We start from the raw sequence: 19,938 nt of genomic DNA, 5'->3' as shown, positions 1-19,938 counted from the left end.
AACCCGTCCTCTTCTGAGGGCGGGTTTTTTCTTGCTCAAACCGCGAACCCGGGCAACGGTTCCCGCAGGGAACCGGCTGCAACAGGTCACCGCCAAAGGCTTTATCCCAAAAACCCGTCCTCTTCCGAGGGCGGGGTTTTTCTTGACCCATATCAGCCCACCCGAAGGACCGCTGTTCTACAGGCGGTTTCCCGCGGATCGAGAGAAGGGCGCGAGCAAAATAGCGCCCAGGCAGGCCACGAAGCCGCGCGAAAGTGTCGTTGGTCGCGCCATTCCGGCCAAACAATATGCCCTTGCCCGATGAAGCTTTCCGCTCCAATCGGATACAGTAGGCCTATGTATCTACACACATTCGGTTTGCGCGAGCCTCCGTTTTCCGAGGCACCCGACCCGCGCTTCGCCTGCCTGTTCACGCGCGAGCGTGAGCTGTTGGCGCACTGCGAGTACGCGCTCCTGTCGACCGCGCCAGCTGTCATTTTGCTGACCGGTGACGTGGGTAGTGGCAAGACGCTGCTGACCATGTTGCTCGAAGCCAACATCGAAGATCAGGGTATTCGCACCGCTCGTCTCGATGGTGAATTCCACGCGCAGCCTGTCGCTGACTGGCTGCGTTCGCTCTATGTGGCATTTGGCCTTCCGCTCCCCTTGAGTGCGGAAGCCAATACGGAAGAGCATCTGGTCGATGGTCTGGCGCACTCACTTGGACGGCTGACGTATCAAGGTCAGCGTTTCCTTCTGGTGCTCGATGACGCGGATGAACTCCGTGAGACTTCCTACCAGCTGCTGGATCAACTGCTTCAGGCGACGGATCACGCACAGGCTTCGCTGCACGTCATCCTGGCGGGGAAGCCAGAACTCCGTTCCCGGCTGGAAGAAGGCGCAGCGCGCGCCATTGATGCACGCATCCGTACGCGGCTTCCTCTTTCACCACTGACGGCAGATGAAAGCGAACGATATGTTCGTCATCGACTGCATGTGGCAGGCACAACGCGCATGCCGTTTAGCCGTCTGGGCCTCCGTTCGCTATGTGAAGATGGCATGGGAAATCCTGCCCGTCTTAATGCTTTGGCGCATCGCGCCCTGGAGCGCGCAGCAGAGCGTGGCGAACAGTCCATTGGCGAACGAACGCTGGCTCAGGCCGCAGAAGAAGTGCTTCCGCAATATGCGCGATATTGGCTGCGACGTTACCGCCGCTTCGTGTGGATTGCGGCTATCGCGGTCGGTCTGTTGCTGGTCGTTGGTGTAGCAGGCTATTTCCTGTCAGGACGCAGCCCCTCCCGTCCGAAGAACCTCGTTGCAGTCGCACCTGACGAAGTACTGGGGAAATTTCGCGATGCATTACCGGCGCCGGAAGTAGGACAGGTCAGAGTGTGGGGAGAGCTGCTGGCACGCTGGCAGGTGTCGTCGCGCGAGACATCCGTGGCCAACGCGATCAATTGCGATGCGACAATCTTCCCGGGATTCGCATGCGTCAGCGGGCGCGGCTCGCTCGATCAGCTTCGTCACTTCGACCGTCCGATGGTTTTGGAACTCGACGATGGCGGAAGGAAACAGCAGGTTCTTCTTGTGGGCGCCGGCGATACGACGGTGCGGCTTTACCTCGGCGGCAAGTACGTCGAGCTGGCCCGGTCGGCATTCGAAAGTGTATGGAAAGGCCGCTTTTATGCTGTTTTTCGCGTCGATCCCAACATGCCGCCACGCCTGAAGCGTGGTGATTCCGGCGACGGCATGCGTTGGCTGCTCAGCCGCCTGCCCAGTGCGTCGCCCGGCGTTGCAAGTACGGACTTTGATCGCAGCGTGGAGAATCGCGTCAAGGTTGTCCAGCAGCAATTTGGCATTGCTGCCGATGGCATTGTGGGACCGGAAACCATGTTCGCACTGGCTGCAGGTGATCAGGACGGTCCTCATCTTGTGCGCAACGTGCCATGAATCTTTTTGTTCGTGTGGATACGCGACGGCGTTCGCGTCTGTGTTGGGCAACGCTTGTCGTAGTGATTGCGTGCGTCGCCTGTTTCGTTGCGCTGGCGTTGAGCCCGCCCGATCAGCGTCTGTCTGTGATGCGCAATTGGGGCGCCGTTCCCGCGAACATCTTCAGCGCGGGAACGCCGCTCTTGCAGCAGCTCAGTGATCCGGCGCTTCTGCGATTAGTCACGGCGCTGTTCATTCATGGCGGCTGGTTGCACCTGGTAAGCAACCTGTTGTTCCTTGTGATCTTCAGCCTGCCTGCCGAACGACGTCTGGGTTCTCCGCGCTTTCTGTTTCTTTTCCTGCTTGGTGGCGTCGTCGCCAACCTGATTGGCGCCATCTCTTTAACCGGCGCACCGGTCGTCATCATCGGATGCAGTGGGGCGGTTTCCGCCGTGGTGGGGGCCTATGTAGCACTCTTCCCGCGCGAACGACTGGGTCTCGTCGTACCCCTGGGGCTCTACCTGGAATTCGTGCGCGTACCTGCCTTTCTGCTGATTGGCATCTGGGCATTAGTGCAGCTTCTTTTCAGTTACGCTGGCCCGCGCTACGGCGCCGTCGTCTGGTGGACTCACATCGGCGGCTTTGTTTTTGGCGTTGTTTTCGCGTTCTTCTCGCGTGGAGCGATCGTTCGCCGCTTACGCGGCTGACACTTCCTGCTTCGCACCAACATGTTCGCGCAAAAAGCCGCGCAGCAGAGACGTGGCTTCCGGCGTGGGCACCACGGATGCCAGAAGCTGATCGGGCGCACGTCCTTCTTTCTGCAGCGTGTCGTGCTTGCGTCGTATGTATGCGCGCATCACTTCTGCACTGAATTCAGGATGGAACTGCGTGCTGAAAGCATGCTGGCCATAACGTACAAGGTGATGCGGATCGCGCGCCGACGTTGCCAGGGAACGGGCACCGCGCGGAAGCTCCAGAACGGATTGCTCATGCGTTGCATGGGCGTGAAACTGCGGTGGCAAATGGCGCGCCAGAAGATCGTCGGCGGCGTGCGTGGTGCGACTTAACGGAATCGTACCCATTTCTCGTCCACCCTCGAGGTAGTCCACGCGACCACCCAATGCATGCGACATGAGCTGATGTCCGTAGCAAACGCCCATCATCGGAAGGTCCACGTCCATCGCATCGCGGATCCATCCCGCCGTGCGCTCGCTCCACGGAAGACGCTCGGTCACCATCGACGCAGAACCGGTAAGAACGGCGCCAGCACATGCGTCGGGGTTTGGCAGGGCATCACCGTTTTCCACGTCAATGACGCGTACGTTGGCATCGCGAAGACGCAGACCAAGCTGAAACCAGCGAGGAAAATCGCCGTGACGTTCGCTGATGACGTCCGGTGCGCGACCGGTGCGGATAATGAGAACAGGTTTCATGGACGGCATGCTTGAATCAGTCGGCAAGATCAATATCGGAAGGCGGAAGTACGGCGAGCACTTCCTTGACCGTGGTGACTCCAGCGGCCACCTGTGCGGCGGCCGAAATGCGCAGCGGCTTCATGCCTTCCTTGAGCGCGGCATCGCCAAATTTACCAAGATCCAGCTGCGCACCGATAATGGAGCGCAGGCGGGATGATACCCGCATCATCTCGTAAATGCCTGTTCGACCTAGAAAACCGGTCTTTCGGCACTCCAGGCAGCCAACGGCACGACACACCTGTTCGGGTACCGGGATATCCCAGCCATGCGTCAGAATGCGCCACTCTTGTGCATCCTGCGTGCTGGTTTCCTTGCAATGAGGACAGAGCGTGCGCACGAGTCGCTGAGCGACCACACCGGTCAGCGTGGATTGAATGAGGTAGTGCGGCACACCCAGGTCCAGCAGGCGGGTCACTGCGCTGGGCGAGTCATTTGTATGCAGCGTGGACAGCACCAGGTGTCCGGTCAGAGACGCCTGGACGGCCATTTGCGCTGTTTCAAGATCGCGGATTTCGCCAATCATGATGATGTCCGGATCCTGACGAAGCAGTGTTCGCACACCCGCAGCGAAGTCCAGATCAATGGCGGGTTGGACCTGCATCTGATTCAGCTCCGGTGACACCATTTCGATGGGGTCTTCCACCGTGCACACGTTGAGTTCCGGCCGCGCCAGATGCTTGAGCGTGGAATAGAGCGTGGTTGTCTTTCCCGAGCCCGTGGGACCGGTGACCAAAACGATGCCGTGTGGCCGCTCTACCAGTGAACGCCACAGTTCGCCCTCGGTCTCGGAGAAACCCAACTGGGCAAACTCCTTCACCACCAGATCGGGATCGAAGATTCGCATCACCACCTTTTCGCCAAACGCCGTCGGCATGGTGGAAATGCGCAATTCGACTTCACGACCACCAGCGGAGCGCGTCTTGATACGGCCATCCTGCGGACGGCGTTTCTCGGCAACGTCCATGCGGCCCAGAATCTTCACGCGGGATGTCACGGCGGTCATGACCGGCGGCGGCAGCTCGAACACCTTTTGCATCACGCCATCAATGCGGAAGCGCATCTGCCCGGCATCGCGACGGGGCTCCAGATGGATGTCCGAGGCGCGCTGCTCGAACGCGTACTGCAGCAGCCAGTCGACAATGTGCACTACATGGCGATCATCCGCACCGAGCTCGCCGCCCTTGCCGAGCTCGACCAGCTGCTCGAAGTTGATGATCTTGGAGGTGTCGTTGCCTTTCGCGTCCTGGGCCAGCTGGATCGAGCGCTGGACGCCGTAGAACTCCTGCAGGTAACGATTGATGTCGATCGGGCTGGACACCACGCGGCGGATGTCCCGGCGCAGCATCTGGGCCAGATCGTTCGCCCAGGTCGCGTCGAACGGCTCTGCCGTGGCGAATATCACCTCGCCGGGCGAGGCCGCCACCGGCAGGATGCGGTGGCGCACAGCGTAGGCGTGGCTGACCACCTGGGTTACCGACGCTACGTTGATCTTCATCGGGTCGATCTTCAGGTAGGGCAGATCGGCCTTGGCAGCCAGCCATTCCATCAGGCCTTCGAGACTCAGCGGGCGACCCGGGTCGCGGCGGTTATCCAGCCGGGCGTTGGCGATGATGACCAGAGGATGCAGTTCGATCACGCTGCGCCCCGCACGGGAGCCCATCCGGACGCGCTTGGCGTCTTCCCCGCTGATGAACCCATCGACCACCAGGGTGGCCAGAACCTCATCGACTTCAAGGCGGCCGCGGCGGCCGAGCAGGGTGGTGGATTGCGGATTCACTGCCATCGTTGAGCGTGCCTCGGGCGAGCCTGCGGGGTGATGACTCGCAGCGTCGGGGATGGGATAGCGGTCGGGCGACGCCCGTCACACCACCCGGGCCCCGGGCGAATCGCACATCGCTATACTAGCCCGCTTTCTCAAGGACTCGGGAACCATGTCCGCGCCCACCTTCCAAGACGTGATCCAGACCCTGAACCGCTACTGGGCCGACCAGGGCTGCGTGTTAGTGCAGCCTCTCGACACTGAAGTGGGTGCCGGCACCTTTCATCCCGCCACGTTCCTGCGGTCACTGGGGCCCGAGCCCTGGGCTGCGGCCTACGTGCAGCCCTGCCGCCGCCCTACGGACGGTCGCTACGGCGACAACCCCAACCGACTGCAGCACTACTACCAGTATCAGGTCGTGCTGAAGCCCAATCCGGACGACATCCTCGAGCGCTATATCGGCTCGCTGAAGGCGCTGGGTATCGACCCGCTGGTCCACGACCTGCGCTTCGTCGAGGACAACTGGGAATCGCCGACGCTGGGTGCATGGGGCCTTGGCTGGGAAGTCTGGCTCAACGGCATGGAAGTCACCCAGTTCACCTACTTCCAGCAGGCTGGCGGCCTCGAATGCCGTCCGGTCACGGGCGAAATCACCTACGGCCTTGAGCGCCTGGTGATGTACCTGCAGAACGTGGACAGCATCTACGACATCGTCTGGACGCACGCGCCGCATGGCGTGGTGACCTACGGCGACGTGTTCCACCAGAACGAAGTGGAACAGAGCACCTACAACTTCGAATACGCCAACGTGCCCGAGCTGTTCCACTGGTTCGACGTGTGCGAGGGCGAGGCTGCCAAGCTGATCTCGGTCGGCCTGCCGCTGCCGGCCTACGAGCAGGTCTGCAAGGCCAGCCATGCATTCAACCTCCTGGACGCGCGCCGCGCCATCAGCGTGACCGAACGCCAGCGCTACATCCTGCGCGTACGCACGCTGGCCCGAAGCGTAGCCGAAGCCTACGTCGCGCAGCGCGAAAAGCTCGGGTTCCCGGGCCTCAAGAAAAATCAGGAAGTCCGTCATGGCTGATAAGCGTCTGCCTCTCCTCATCGAGCTGGGCACGGAAGAACTGCCGCCGAAGTCCCTGGACGATCTGTCGGCGGCTTTCGCGCAGGGCATCGTCGATGGCCTGGTGAAGCGCGGCATTGCCGCCGACGCTGAAGGCGCCCGTGCGTACGCGTCGCCGCGACGCCTGGCTGTTTACGTGCCGGCCGTCGCCCTGGCCCAACCGGAACAGTCCATCGAGCGCCGTGGCCCCGCCATCGCTGCCGCTCTGGACGCGGAAGGCCAGCCGGGCAAGGCCCTGTTGGGTTTTGCCCAATCCTGTGGCGTCACCGTCGACGCGCTGGAGCGTCTGGAGACCGACAAGGGTGCGTGGTTCGTCTACCGGGCCGTCCAGCCGGGCCAGGACACCGCCGTGCTCCTTCCGGAAATTGTTGCCGAGTCGCTGAAGGCGTTGCCCATTCCGAAGGCCATGCGCTGGGGAAGCCGCGAAGATTCCTTCGTGCGCCCGGCGCACACCTTGCTGATGCTGCACGGGTCATCCATCGTTGACGGCGAAATCCTCGGCCTGCGTAGCGGTCGTCTTTCCAGCGGTCACCGTTTCCACCACCCGAAGCCCGTGCATGTGGCCGATGCTGACAGCTGGCTGGACGCACTGCGCAACGCGCACGTGATGGCCGATCCGGCCGAACGTCGTCAGCGCATCCGCGACGAGGTGGCTCGCGTGGCCACCGGTGGCGTGCCGCGTCTGGACGAAAGCCTGCTCAACGAAATTGCCAACCTCACCGAATGGCCGGTGGCGATCACCTGCACCTTCGAGCGAGAGTTCCTCGACGTGCCGCCCGAGGCGCTTGTCACCACCATGGAGACGAACCAGAAGTTCGTTCCCGTATTCGATGCCCAGGGCGTGCTCACCGAGCACTTCATCGGCGTGGCCAACATCGAAAGCAAAGACCCGGCTGAAATCCGCAAGGGCTACGAGCGTGTGATCCGTCCGCGCTTCGCTGATGCGAAGTTCTTTTGGGACGAAGACCTCAAGCAGCCGCTGGCCAGCTATCAGGAGTCGTTGAAGAACGTCACCTATCAGCAGTCACTGGGCAGCCTGTGGGACAAGACCATCCGCGTGGCCGAACTGGCGCGTGTCATCGCCAACCGCGTGGGCGTGGATGCGGGTCTGGCCACACAAGCGGCTGCCTTGTCCAAATGCGATCTGCTCACCCGCATGGTCGGTGAGTTTCCGGAGTTGCAGGGCATCATGGGCCGCTATTACGCGACCCGCCAGGGTCAGCACGCCGACGTGGCAGACGCGCTGGACTCGTTCTACCAGCCGCGCTTCGGTGGCGACGCCATCGCCGCAGGGAAAGTCGGCCAGGTACTTGCCGTAGCCGAGCGCCTGGACACGCTGGCGGGCATTTTTGCCGTAGGCCAGAAGCCCAGCGGCAACAAGGATCCGTTTGCGCTGCGTCGTGCGGCGCTTGGTCTCGCCCGCACCCTCATTGAGGGGGGGCTGGACATTGAGCTGCGGGCTGCGCTCACTGAGGCGCTGGAAATGCTCCCGGAAGCAGCGCTGCTTGCCGGCGTGAAGCCGGGCAAGGATGGCAAGGTTCCCGCTGTGGATATCGGCGCGCGCCGCACGGCCCTGGGCGATGAAGTGCATGCCTTCGTCCTGGACCGTCTGCGCGGTTACTACGCGGATCAGGACTTCACGGCGGATCAGTTCGAGGCCGTGCTGGCGGTGGCACCTGCCACGTTGCCGGACTTCGATCGTCGTCTGCGTGCTGTGGGCGAGTTCGCCCGCCGCGAGGAAGCCGCCAGCCTGGCCGCAGCCAACAAGCGCGTGGCGAATATCCTGCGCAAACAGGCGGAAGAAGAAGGCGCCGCGCCGGTGGGTATGACCGTTGACCCCTCGCACTTCGAGCATGACGTCGAGCGCGAGCTGCACGCTGCCCTGGGTGCGGCGAAAGCTGATGCCCAGCAGTTGCTTGGCAACGGCGACTACACGGGCGCTCTCGCTCGCCTCGCAGCGTTGCAAGGGCCCGTGGATCGGTTCTTCGATGGCGTGCTCGTCAATGCACCGGACGCGGCCGTGCGTGCCAATCGCCTCGCGCTGCTGGCGCAGCTCAAAGCGTCGTTCGGCGCTATTGCCGACATTTCCAGGCTGTAAAACTATTCACCCGCGGTTCCTGTCGGAGCCGCGGGTTATCCCTTACGCAGCGATACCGTCGTTGCGTTCGGCCTGCACTCGCGACTGCAGCTTGTGGTGGAAAGCCACCATGCGATCGGCGTAATCCGTGCGTGCGGTGTGGTGGAGAATTTCGTACATCTCCGCAACCAGATCGGCATGCACTACAGGTGAGAACGAGCCACCTGCCATTTCAATATCGGACTGCAACAGCTTCATGGCTGAAGCGAGACGGCTTGCGTCAAGTGCGCCGGTGGCCTGGCTCTCTGCACCATCGCGACCGCGACTGCGCATGCCCTCCGACGACTCTGTGCGGCCGGCGATGTCATCCGTATTGCTGTCCAGCATCATCGGACCTTCGCCGGCAGCGAGCCATAGCAGCGAAATGCCCAGAGTGCGGGCCATCGTGACGCAACGACCACGCGACGGATCGGTATTGCCGTCACGCCAGCTGCGCACTACGCCTTCAGAAAAACCACAACGTCGTGCGATATCGCTGACGCTTCCGGAAGCCTTGATCACCGCTTTGACGCGGGCCGCAAAAGTTTGCGCTGGTTCGTTGGCCATGGCGTCGTTGGACGACATACCGGACGTAGCCATCGCCGACCGGATCGCGACAGTGTGTGCCCTCAGATTCTCGCTCATGCGCGTATAAACCTCGTTTTGGGGTGCTTCGGGGTTGGTTGCCCAACCTGGGGATCGCACATCAAACGCGCGATCCGCGAATACGGTGTACACCGCTGTACCTTTCGATTACCCGTCGTCTCAGAAGTTTCTCAGTGCCGATGGCGTGATTTTCAGGACAAATTTCGCAGGAAAGCCTCTTTTTTGACGATTTTCGCGTACGGTTCGACGATTTCCGGATCGAAAAGTGCGTATCCGGCAAAACATGAAATCTATTTCATGCGACGTTTTTTGGCGCCAGATCGCCGAATTTGTCTTACCCCTGCAAGAAATGGCGTTCCGCCTCATTTTGTTGCGCATGTAACCGATTTCGTGTCGGCAATGCCCGCTTTGTGACGAAGTCGACATCGCAAAAACGGTGTAGGTCATGTAAATAATTTGTTGACACGGGGCTTCGAGTGCCCCTATGTTCGGCTTCGGCGATCCAAAACCTGCATGTTTTTGCGCACTGCGCGTCCATGTGGGTTTGGTTAGTCGACAGACTTGTCGGGAGCAAGTCTTCAGGGGGAGGCGGCCACTCGGGAGGAGTGAGCGGCTAATCCATCACCTTGATTACGTGCGCCCGCAATGGGTCTTTTTTCCGACGGCTTCGTCGGATTTTGCTCGTTTTCAGGCCCGGCTCCGGGTCGATCTGGGGAGATTTTTCACATGAGTTCTCGCAACATTCGGCAGGCGTCTGTCCTGCGTCGCTCGACGTTGACCATTGCACTCGCGATGGGCCTTGGCCTGACGGGCGGCGCGTTCGCGCAGTCCACCACGGGTACGATCTTTGGCCAGGCCGCAGCTGGCGAGACCATCCAGGTCTCCGGCAGCACCGGTGTTACCCGCGAAGTTCCCGTTGACGCCACCGGCCGTTACCGTCTCGGTAACCTGCCGCTCGGCACGTACACCGTCAACGTGGTGAAAGACGGCAACGTCGTTGACTCGCGCAAGAACGTCCAGCTGACCGTCGGTCAGGGTACGGAAATTTCGTTCGTCACGGCTGCCGGTTCTGCTGGCGGCGCAACGTCCCTCGATCAGGTCACGGTCACGGCAAACAGCCTGCCGCCGATCGACGTGTCGGGCGTGGACTCGCGTACGGTCGTTACCTCCGAAACGCTTGCCCGCCTTCCGCTGGGTCGCAATGCCGAATCGATCGCCCTGCTCGCACCGGGCGCCGTTGCGGGTGCCGGCATCTTTGGCCGCACCGTGTCCTTCGGCGGCGCGGGTGTCACCGAGAACGCGTACTACATCAACGGTTACAACACGTCTGACCCGCTCAAGAACCTCGGCGGCGTGGGCTTGCCGTACGGCGCGATCGACCAGCAGGAAGTCTATACGGGCGGCTACAGCGCCATGTACGGTCGTTCCGACGGCGGCGTGATCAACCAGGTCGGTAAGCGCGGCACGAACGAATGGCATTTCGGCGCGCAGGTTCTCTGGCAGCCGAAGTTCGCCGCTTCGTCGCCGAAGAACATCTACTACCCGGATGCGGCTCTGCCGCCGGGCTACTTGTACCAGCACCCTGAGCTGCCGGGCACCATCTATCGCAACCGCGAAGACAACAAGGCATGGACGACCACGTACAGCGCCTACGCCGGTGGCCCGCTGATCAAGGACAAGCTGTTCATGTTTGTCGCCGCGGAAGCGGAGAAGACGGAAGGCCGTTCGACCAACTCGATTGAGTCGAGCATCGAGGCGTACAACAAGTACCAGTACAACCTGCCGAAGTACTACGCCAAGCTCGACTGGAACATCAACGACAGCAACATCCTTGAGCTGACCGGTATCAAGTCGACTGACGAAGCGCAGGGCCAGTATTACGACTACGACTACGCCACCAACACGGATGGCGCGTACTACGGTGCGGTTGCCAACCACACCAAGCTCGCGACGACCTATGGCATTGCCAAGTACACCAGCTACATCACTGATTCGCTGACGTTCAGTGCTACCTACGGCAAGAGCCACACCACGGATTATTTCAACAATCCCAGCGGTGACGGCCAGCCGTACATCGGCAACATTAACAACCAGAACCCGGCTTATACCGGCGGTCCCGGCAAGGTCCTCGGCAACTTCAACCCGACCTACGTCTCCGTGGCTCCGGATGCGGGTAGCCGCACGCATGGTCTGCGCGCAGACCTTGAGTGGCACGTTGGCGATCACCTGCTCACGGCAGGTATGGACAACATGAAGTACAACGCCGAGAACGAAGGCCAGTCGATGAGCGGCCCGGGCTACGCCTGGTATTACGGCAAGTCCAACTTTCCGAACCGTCCGATCTCGGCCGGTCTGGGCGTCGGCGCTCCGGGCGGCGAGGGCTACTACGCCTACAAGTACATCCTGGTCACCACGACCAGCATGTCGGTGGATCAGAAGGCGTACTACCTCGAAGACAAGTGGCAGGTGGCTGACAACGTGCTGCTGAGCATCGGTGTCCGCAACGACAAGTTCACCAACTACAACAACGTTGGCGCTGTCTACGTGGCCAGCGGTAACCAGTGGGCTCCTCGTTTTGGCGCCAGCTGGGACGTGTTCGGTGATTCGTCTCTGAAGATCTACGGTAACCTGGGTCGTTACTTCCTCGCTCTGCCCAACAGCGTGGCGATCCGTGGCGCGTCGTCGTCGACGTTTACCCGCGAGTACTTCACCTACACCGGCATCGACCAGTCCGGTAATCCGACGGGTCTCGCGGCTCTCGGACCTGGTCCTGTCTCGTCCAATGGTGAATACGGTCAGGCAAACGATGCCAAGTCCGTTGCAGCGACGGACCTGAAGTCTCAGTACCAGGACGAGGTGATCCTCGGCTTCGACAAGACGCTTGGTTCGTCGTGGGTCACCGGTGCGAAGTTCACGTTGCGTAAGCTGCAGGCGGCTATCGACGACGTTTGCGACACGGACAAGATCATCGACAAGCTGGACGCGCAGGGAGTCAATACCGACAACCTCGTCGTTCCCGGCTGCGTCATCTTCAATCCGGGCAAGACGAATACCTTCAGCCTCGAGAATGGTGCTTCTCGCCAGTCGGTCACGATGTCCACTTCGGACTGGGGCTTCAAGCAGGGCGCCAAGCGTAAGTACTACGCTCTGAACATGTACCTCGAGCATCCGTTTGATGGTAAGTGGCAGGGTCGCCTGGACTACACGTTCTCGCGCAGCTATGGCAACACCGAAGGTCAGGTCAAGTCGGATATCGGCCAGGACGACGTCTCCAAGACGCAGGACTGGGATGCCGCCGCACTGATGGAGAATGCGAACGGCCTGCTGGCCAACAACCGCACTCACCAGATCAAGGCTTACGGTAGCTACCAGGTTGCACCGGAATGGATGCTCTCTGCCGTCGTCCGTGTCCAGTCCGGCTCTCCGAAGACCTGCCTGGGCTTCTACGCTGGCAGCATGCTCGATTCAACCGGTGCGCCCGGCGGCTACGGCGAGCACGGTACCGATCCGCTGAACTACGGGTCGTCGTATCACTACTGCAACGGCCAGCCGTCGCATCCGGGTGACTCGTCGAATCCCTGGACCAAGCAGCTCGACCTGGCGGTCACGTACCGTCCGGCCTTCGCCGACAGCAAGCTGGCTCTCTCGATGAACGTGTTCAACGTCACCAACGAGCGCAAGCCGATCCAGGTGGGTGCTCAGTACGAGGCCCTCCAAGGCACCGTGTCGAACATCTACAACATGGGCACGTACTTCCAGACTCCGCGCTACATGCGTCTGACTGCAACGTACGACTTCTGATCAAGCGCGCTGTCACGGGCAACCCCGTGGCAGCGTTGATGGGACGAAGTGAAAAGCCGCCGGATTTCCGGTGGCTTTTTTCGTTTTGAAGATGGCGTCAGGCGGCAGCCAAATCGTAAGTTCTTGTAGGTGTAGCCCTACGCGCGATGCGTCATGCACCTACATAAAATCCCGCCCAGTTCGCCAACACTGAGTTGCGCGGAATTCGTTGACGGGAATAGTCGCCTGACTATGGCGTTGCGCATGTATAGCCGTCTGTAGCGTCCTCCGGACCACGACCGCGTATGTCGGGGAACTCCCGAATCACTCATGTACGCAACCCAAGCTTAAGGGGATTACGTGAACAGGACTTTTGCTTCCGCATTGTTGGCTGTTATCGCGACCGGCTGTTTTGCAAGCAGCGCCTTCGCCGCCCTCGGTAGTTCGCAGCAGCGCACGCATCTCAATGACCAGGGCCAGGTCATTGGCGAATCGTTCCGCTATTGCAACAGCAACACGAGCCATTGGGGCGCCGCCTCGCGCAACAATCAGAACTACGTGCAAGTTACCTATCCGTGCTCGACGGGCGGTGAAACCGAGGTCGAGTTCGGCACCGGTACCACACCGTCCACGCGCAACACCTTCTGTGCCACCTATGGCAGCTGCTCGCAGCTTCAGCCCTGGCCTCTGCCGGGCATTCCCGGGAACGGCGACCTCCGTCCGTCGTTCTGGTCCGACTGAGTCACCCCGGCCGGTCGGCCCGTGTGATCTCTTCGCCGTGCCATTCATCGTGCCGGTGAGACACCCATCATTCGCATCAAGGGAAATGTCATGAAACACGTACTCGCCACCTTGGCGGCTGTTCTGTGCCTTTCAGCCGTCTATACGCCCAGCGCGCTTGCGCTTCCCGTCAACTCCACCCAGCGCACTTACTTCGATGATCAAGGTCACATCATTGGAGAGTCGATCCGCTACTGCAACAACAACACCCAGCATTGGGGCGTTGCTTCCAGCACCAGCCAGAACTACGCGGAAGTCTTCTACGGTTGCTCCTCCAATGACACCTCTGTGCACTTCGGTTCACAGCTGCCCACGGCGGTGCGCGACTCGTTCTGTGTCACCTACGGGACGTGCAGCAGGTCCGAGCCTTCGTTCTTGAGTGGCTACCAGACCGGCCCGGTGACCTCGGGCATGTACTCAAACTGAGGCTCGATGACCACCATCAGCGGTTGATTTCACTGACCAGCTGACGGCCACAAGCACTCCAGTACAGCGCGCCACCTTTCGAGGTGGCGTTCTTTTTTGTGCTATCAAGTGACTGAAACGTAAGAGCTTTCGCATTTTGGTATGCCCGAATCTCATTCGGGATGCCGGATTTGTGCCGCAGCGCCCAGTCTGGATGGCCTTGCCGTCAGACATCTTGACTTTTCTGCGGACATTTTTGCCGCTATCCTTCGATGTTCCCCCCGAAAGTTCACGCACATACGCGCGCGTACTTTCGCGACACATTCATGTTCTTTGACGAGGTTCACTCCATGCGCAGGATCATCTTGTCGCTGACGTCCATGGCCGCTCTGGCTCTGGCCGGCTGCAACCATTCTTCCGACGCCTCGCAGCAGCAGGCTGCTGCTGGTGGCGCCGAAGCGGCTGGCCCGCAGGGCAACAGCGTAAGCGGCAACATCACCCTGCGCGATACCAGCCGCACGCTTTCCAGTGAAGCGAAGCTCGATATCAATATCGTGGACCTCACCGCGCACAGCGACACGCCGGTCGCTTCCAAGACCGTGCAGCCCGTAACGCTGCCGCTTCAGTTCAAGCTGGATGTGGCTCCGGGTGACATCAACCCCAGCGACATGTATGTGGTTGAGGCCAACCTGGTCGATGGCGAGCGTTCCTACACCACGTCGATCAAGGCACAGGTGCTGACTGGCGCCGGCAAGAACACTGTCGACATCCAGCTCGTGGGCGTTGCCACGCCGGGCGAGAAGGAACTGGCTGGCCACGACAGCGTCAAGAAGATGATCGGCGGCATGAAGGTCACTTCGGGCACCGAACTGAAGGAAGGCGCTTCGCGCAGCTGGCAGATCTTCAAGCAGGGCAACGACACCAAGTTCATCCGTGAACTCGTTGACTACGGCGACAAGGGTTTCACCTCCACCGACTACTCCTACAAGAACGGCAAGCCGTGGGTTGTCGTGCAGGAAAAGAAGCCCAGCAAGGATGGCAAGCCGACCTCGACCGAGCGCGCAGGCTGGAACGATGCTGGCGAGCTGGTCCTGAAGGACAACGTCACGGGCAGCAAGACCGAGAACCTTCCGGTCGACGCGGCGAATGACCTTCGCAAGCAGTCCGAAGCGATCTACGCCAAGGTTGGCGGCAGCAAGAAGTAAGCTCTGCTTTCCATGTGACAGAAAACGCCGGCTCATGCCGGCGTTTTTTTTGCCACTTTGCTCGATGTGCGTGGGAACGGGCTTGTCCCCGAACACGAAAGAACGCCGGCTTTCGCCGGCGTTCTTCGTACACAACCAAGGCGGGCAGCAACGCTACCCGCCAGGCATCAGAACGCCAGCTTCACGCCGAGGTTCAGGCCGTTGTACTTCTGGCTGTCGTCGCTGAAGCGACCGCTGTAGCTGACCCAACCACTCCAGGACTGGTTGAAATCGGCGAGCAGGCCCAGGTCGGCCGTGCCCCAGGTCTTGTCGGGCGAGAAGCCCAGCAGGGCAAAGCGACCGTTCATGCTGGTCAGGCCGGCTTCCACGTAACGCGGATCAGCCTTGCTGTCGTGGTTCCACGCCAGTTCGGCGTACGGGTGCAGAACGGTATTGCCGGTCGTCCAGTTACCCTGCACGCGCCAGCCGACGGTGGCGATCTGCGCGTTGCGGCGCTGCTTGCCGAACACCATGGCCGAGCTGTCGTTGCTGTATTCGTTGTAGCCGGTCACGCGGATGTTCTGCCATTCCATCGTGGCGAACGGGCCGGTCTTCAGCGTTTCGCTGCCGAACCACCAACCGCCGGTCAGCGCAGCGCCGATGTGCGAACCATCGGTCTTGCCCGTTTCCGTGCGACGGGCCGTGCCCAGATCGAACGAGCGGTCGATGTTGGTGTAGCTCAGCTGGCCGAAGCTGCCGTAGCCGCCGAAGTAGGCGCCGCCGTTGTGGTACAGCGCGTAGCCGGATGCAGCGATGTCCTGCATCTTGTAGCCGCCACCGCCTGCGAAATCGGCATCAGCCTGGGCCACGCCAAGCGCGACACCGACGGACACATTTTCAGAGGCGCGGGCGTCAGCACCGATCGTCAGGTTGACGTTGTCGCTGTCAGTCTTCGGCGACGTGTCGCCCGCCTTGAACTTCTGCTGGCCGTAGTCGACGGCTGCGAACACGCGCGTGTCGGCACCGAAGTTGTCAGCCAGCATCTGGTTGCGCAGCGTGCGCGTGTGGGCAGCGTTGGAGGCCAGGGCGGACTCAGCCAGCAGCGAGATCTTTTCCGGAGCCGTGATGATCGAGACGGCGTACTGACCGAGCAGTGCATGCGCCGCGGTGGTCGGGTGGATACCGTCAGCGAACAGGTAGTTCTGGTTGGCGTTGGGCGCAACCAGCGTACCCGGCGTGCAGGTCAGCGAGCTCGCCGTGGTGCAGGCCGGCGTGGTGACATTGGTGAAGCCGTACTGCGACGGGTTGGCAATCACTTCATTCAGCAGCGAATACGTGTCGATGGGCACGATGCCGCGATTGAGCGTGCTGAGGCCGCCGCTGAGCACGCCGTTGTACAGCTGGCTCAGCTGGCTGATCTGGCCGGCAGCCGTCGCACCCGCGGCGAGAGCCATCGGGGTCTTGCCGACGTCCGGCAGGTTGAAGACCACAATCGTCTTCGCGCCGGCAGCCTGCAGCGTCTTGAGCGTGCCCACTTCCTGGGTGGCAGCCGTGGCAACGATCACCTGCGCGTTAGCCGGGTTCTGCGTGGCAGCCAGCAGGTCGTTGGCGCCGATCCACATGGTGTACAGCGCATTCGGGTTGGCCTTGCCGCCGTTGGCGGTCAGGTAGCTCTGAACCTGCGACACGGTGGAGGGCACCGGGTTGGCCAGCGCAACGCGCGCGCCGCCGTAGGCGTAATCCGTGCCGCCCTTCAGCGACGGGTCCAGCGTCAGGTTGAAGTACTTGGCAATGTTCTCAACCGCCACCGTACCCGGGTTGGTGGTGAAGCGCGAAGCCACCGGCGAACCGGAGAGGTAGGCCACGTTTCCGTTGTCGCTCAGGCTGTCGCCGAAAGCGACGACCTGCTGGAAATCGGCAGCGGCGGCGCCGGCGCTGAAGAACAGGGCGACGCTGATGGCGCCTGCGAGATGGCTGATACGCATGAATGCACTCCGTGTGTGGGGCGTTAGAGAAACGTTACGTTAATGCAAGCCATACGGCGGCGCATGCTGCGCTGCACCGCAAAGGCCTGCGGCCGACATGGCGCAGGCCGACAAAGGTGCGTAGCAGCCCCCTGCGATCAGCCTCGGCAAAGGTGGCGGAGTATGCAGGAGGAACGCCGGCTTGTGTGTGCCATGGCGGCAACGGTAAGAGCCGAAGGCAGCGTCATCGCTGGCCATAATCGGCAACGGACAGGGTGTGTCCGGTATCAACACGAGCTAATTTTTTTTGAAGCATGTTGCGGACGGTGATGCCGCGGCGACGAGGCGTGGCGCAAGAAGGCGCGCCCTGGATGTTGCGGGGAGGCAGATGCGCCGGACAGGTGCGCGGCATCAGAAATTTCTGATGCGCGAAGCGGATGTCCCGGTATTGGGAGCATCCGCTTCGGGAGGCTTACTTCTTCAGCGCCTTGGAAAACGCGTCAGCGAACGCACTGTTGGACGGTGCGGGCGTGGGTTTCGGCGGGGCGGCCTTGCGGCCGCCGTTATGGGTGCCGCCACCGCCGCCCGGGCGGCGATTGCCCTGGGGCTCGTTGCGCTCACCCTGCGGGCGTCCCGTGCGGGCTTCGCCCGGCACGTCGTCCAGGCGCATGCTGAGGGCGATGCGCTTGCGGGGCAGGTCCACTTCCATGACCTTGACCTTGACGATGTCACCGGCCTTCACCGCATCGCGGGGGTCCTTCACGAAGGTGTGCGACAGCGCCGACACGTGGACCAGGCCGTCCTGATGGACGCCGATGTCGACAAACGCGCCGAAGGCCGCCACGTTGGTTACGCGGCCTTCCAGCACCATGCCGACCTTGAGGTCCTTGAGGTCTTCCACCCCTTCGGCGAACGAGGGCGCCACGAACTCCGGACGCGGGTCGCGGCCGGGCTTCTCCAGTTCTTTCAGGATGTCGCGGACGGTCGGAACGCCGAAGGTCGCGTCGGTGAAGTCTTCCGGCTTGAGGCCGCGCAGGAAGGCGGTGTCACCGATGACCTGCTTCACTTCGCGACCGCACTGCTTGAGGATGCGCTCAACGACGGGGTAGGCCTCCGGATGCACCGAGCTTGCGTCCAGCGGGTTGCTGCCACCGGCAATGCGCAGGAAGCCTGCGCACTGCTCGAAGGCCTTGTCACCCAGGCGCGCGACCTTCAGGAGGTCCTTGCGGCTGGGGAACGGGCCGTTGGCGTCGCGGTGCTTGACCACGTTCTCGGCCACGCTGGCCGACAGGCCGGCCACGCGCGACAGCAGCGGCGCCGATGCCGTGTTGACGTCCACGCCCACGGCGTTGACGCAGTCTTCCACGCGGGCATCCAGGGCACGTGCCAGCTTCACCTGGTTCACGTCGTGCTGGTACTGGCCCACGCCAATGGCCTTGGGCTCGATCTTCACCAGCTCGGCCAGCGGATCCTGCAGGCGACGTGCGATGGAGACGGCGCCACGGATCGACACGTCCAGGTCGGGGAATTCGCGCGAGGCGAGCTCCGAAGCGGAGTACACCGACGCACCGGCTTCGCTGACGACGATCTTTGCCAGATTCAGGTCCGCGTGTTTCTTGATGACTTCAGCGGCCAGCTTGTCCGTCTCACGCGAGGCGGTCCCGTTGCCGATGGCGATCAGGTTCACGCCGTGCTGCTTGCACAGCTGCGCGATGCGCGCGACGGACTGATCCCACTGATTGCGCGGCTCGTGCGGATAGATGGTGTCGTAGGCCAGCAGTTTGCCAGTGGCATCCACGATGGCCAGCTTGCAACCGGTGCGAATGCCCGGGTCCAGGCCCATCACGGTCTTGTTGCCCGCCGGAGCGGCCAGCAGGAGGTCCTTCAGGTTGTCGCCGAAGACACGGATGGCTTCGTCTTCCGCACTCTCGCGAACACGACCGAAGAGGTCGAGTGTCAGGTGCAGATGCAGTTTGACCCGCCAGGTCAGGCGTACGGTTTCACGCAGCCACGCGTCGGCGGGGCGGCCGCGATCGATGATGCCGGCGTGTGCCGCAACGCGGCCTTCGCCTTCGGCATGACCCTGATCGGCGTCTGCGCCCGGATTGAGGTCGATTTCGAGCACGCCTTCATTGCGGGCGCGCATCAGCGCCAGCAGACGATGGGAGGGGATCTTGTTGACCGGCTCGCTGTGGTCAAAGTAGTCGCGGAACTTCGCGCCTTCGTTTTCCTTGCCGGCGACCACCTTGGCGCGGATCTGACCTTTGTCCCACAGCCAGTCGCGGAGCTGGCCCACCAGGCCGGCGTCTTCGGCGATGCTTTCCATCAGGATGGCACGGGCGCCGTCCAGGGCCGCCTTGACGTCAGCCACGCCCTTTTCCGCATCCACATAGGCGGCGGCGACAACGTCGGGTACCTGCGTGGGGTCTTCGCGCAGACCCAGGGCCAGCGGCTCCAGGCCGGCCTCGCGGGCGATCTGGGCCTTTGTGCGGCGTTTCGGCTTGTAGGGAAGGTACAGATCCTCCAGACGGGCCTTTGTGTCGGCCGTGAGGATGTCCGCCTTCAGGCTGTCGGTCATCTTGCCCTGCTCGACAATGCTGTCGAGGATGGCGGCGCGGCGGTCTTCCAGTTCGCGCAGGTAGCGCAGGCGCTCTTCGAGCAGGCGAAGCTGGATGTCGTCGAGTCCGCCGGTCACTTCCTTGCGGTAGCGGGCGATGAAGGGCACCGTGGCGCCGCCGTCCAGCAATTCCACCGCCGCGCGCACCTGTTCGGTCTTTGCGGCGATATCTTGGGCAATACGTTCTTCGATGCTCTGCATGTCGTTCCTGTGCGGCGGCC

The 19,938-nt window shown here is 61.9% G+C and carries 13 protein-coding genes; 8 read left to right on the top strand and 5 right to left on the bottom strand.

Features of this window, described 5'->3' with window-relative positions:
- A partial coding sequence (locus FHW69_RS13070) for an ExeA family protein (RefSeq protein WP_183423507.1) occupies positions 1–1,929 on the top strand: 1,929 nt, incomplete at its 5' end.
- Positions 1,926–2,615, top strand: coding sequence for a rhomboid family intramembrane serine protease (locus tag FHW69_RS13065; RefSeq protein WP_183423506.1), 690 nt, complete (start codon positions 1,926–1,928; stop codon positions 2,613–2,615). The genes FHW69_RS13070 and FHW69_RS13065, both read left to right, overlap by 4 nt.
- Here the strand turns inward: FHW69_RS13065 and FHW69_RS13060 are convergent.
- Positions 2,604–3,341, bottom strand: coding sequence for a glutamine amidotransferase (locus FHW69_RS13060; protein ID WP_183423505.1), 738 nt, complete (start codon positions 3,339–3,341; stop codon positions 2,604–2,606). The genes FHW69_RS13065 and FHW69_RS13060 overlap by 12 nt on opposite strands.
- A 16-nt stretch (positions 3,342–3,357) precedes the next feature.
- Complete coding sequence (locus tag FHW69_RS13055) at positions 3,358–5,166, bottom strand: GspE/PulE family protein (protein WP_183423504.1); 1,809 nt, start codon at positions 5,164–5,166, stop codon at positions 3,358–3,360.
- 148 nt (positions 5,167–5,314) lie between these two features.
- Between FHW69_RS13055 and glyQ the strand changes: the two genes are divergently transcribed.
- Positions 5,315–6,226 (top strand): glycine--tRNA ligase subunit alpha, encoded by a 912-nt coding sequence (glyQ, locus tag FHW69_RS13050; RefSeq protein WP_183423503.1) that lies wholly within the window; start codon positions 5,315–5,317, stop codon positions 6,224–6,226.
- The gene (gene glyS, locus FHW69_RS13045; protein WP_183423502.1) at positions 6,219–8,363 is read left to right on the top strand and encodes a glycine--tRNA ligase subunit beta; all 2,145 of its coding nucleotides are present in this window, start codon (positions 6,219–6,221) and stop codon (positions 8,361–8,363) included. The genes glyQ and glyS overlap by 8 nt, the downstream gene beginning before the upstream one ends.
- A gap of 42 nt (positions 8,364–8,405) precedes the next feature.
- Here the strand turns inward: glyS and FHW69_RS13040 are convergent, their stop codons facing one another.
- A complete protein-coding gene (locus FHW69_RS13040; protein ID WP_255494785.1) occupies positions 8,406–9,026 on the bottom strand; it encodes a helix-turn-helix transcriptional regulator in 621 nt (206 codons plus the stop codon).
- Positions 9,027–9,713: 687 nt separating this feature from the next.
- Between FHW69_RS13040 and FHW69_RS13035 the strand changes: the two genes are divergently transcribed.
- The 4 genes from FHW69_RS13035 (at position 9,714) to FHW69_RS13020 (ending at position 15,157) form a co-directional block, all read left to right on the top strand.
- A complete protein-coding gene (locus FHW69_RS13035; protein ID WP_183423501.1) occupies positions 9,714–12,788 on the top strand; it encodes a carboxypeptidase regulatory-like domain-containing protein in 3,075 nt (1,024 codons plus the stop codon).
- Positions 12,789–13,127: 339 nt separating this feature from the next.
- Complete coding sequence (locus FHW69_RS13030; protein ID WP_183423500.1) at positions 13,128–13,508, top strand: hypothetical protein; 381 nt, start codon at positions 13,128–13,130, stop codon at positions 13,506–13,508.
- A gap of 90 nt (positions 13,509–13,598) precedes the next feature.
- The gene (locus FHW69_RS13025) at positions 13,599–13,973 is read left to right on the top strand and encodes a DUF6289 family protein (RefSeq protein WP_183423499.1); all 375 of its coding nucleotides are present in this window, start codon (positions 13,599–13,601) and stop codon (positions 13,971–13,973) included.
- 329 nt (positions 13,974–14,302) lie between these two features.
- Entirely contained in the window at positions 14,303–15,157 is an 855-nt protein-coding gene (locus tag FHW69_RS13020) for a YbaY family lipoprotein (RefSeq protein ID WP_183423498.1), read from the top strand.
- 167 nt (positions 15,158–15,324) lie between these two features.
- Here FHW69_RS13020 and FHW69_RS13015 read toward each other — a convergent pair whose 3' ends face one another.
- Complete coding sequence (locus FHW69_RS13015; protein ID WP_183423497.1) at positions 15,325–17,121, bottom strand: autotransporter domain-containing protein; 1,797 nt, start codon at positions 17,119–17,121, stop codon at positions 15,325–15,327.
- Between the two features lie 451 nt (positions 17,122–17,572).
- Entirely contained in the window at positions 17,573–19,918 is a 2,346-nt protein-coding gene (locus FHW69_RS13010) for a Tex family protein (protein WP_183423496.1), read from the bottom strand.
- Between the last annotated feature and the right edge of the window lie 20 nt (positions 19,919–19,938).

This window comes from Luteibacter sp. Sphag1AF, assembly GCF_014192715.1.
GTDB lineage: Bacteria > Pseudomonadota > Gammaproteobacteria > Xanthomonadales > Rhodanobacteraceae > Luteibacter.
Note: the sequence above shows the minus strand (reverse complement) of the source record. Positions and strands in the feature narration are given on the sequence as shown.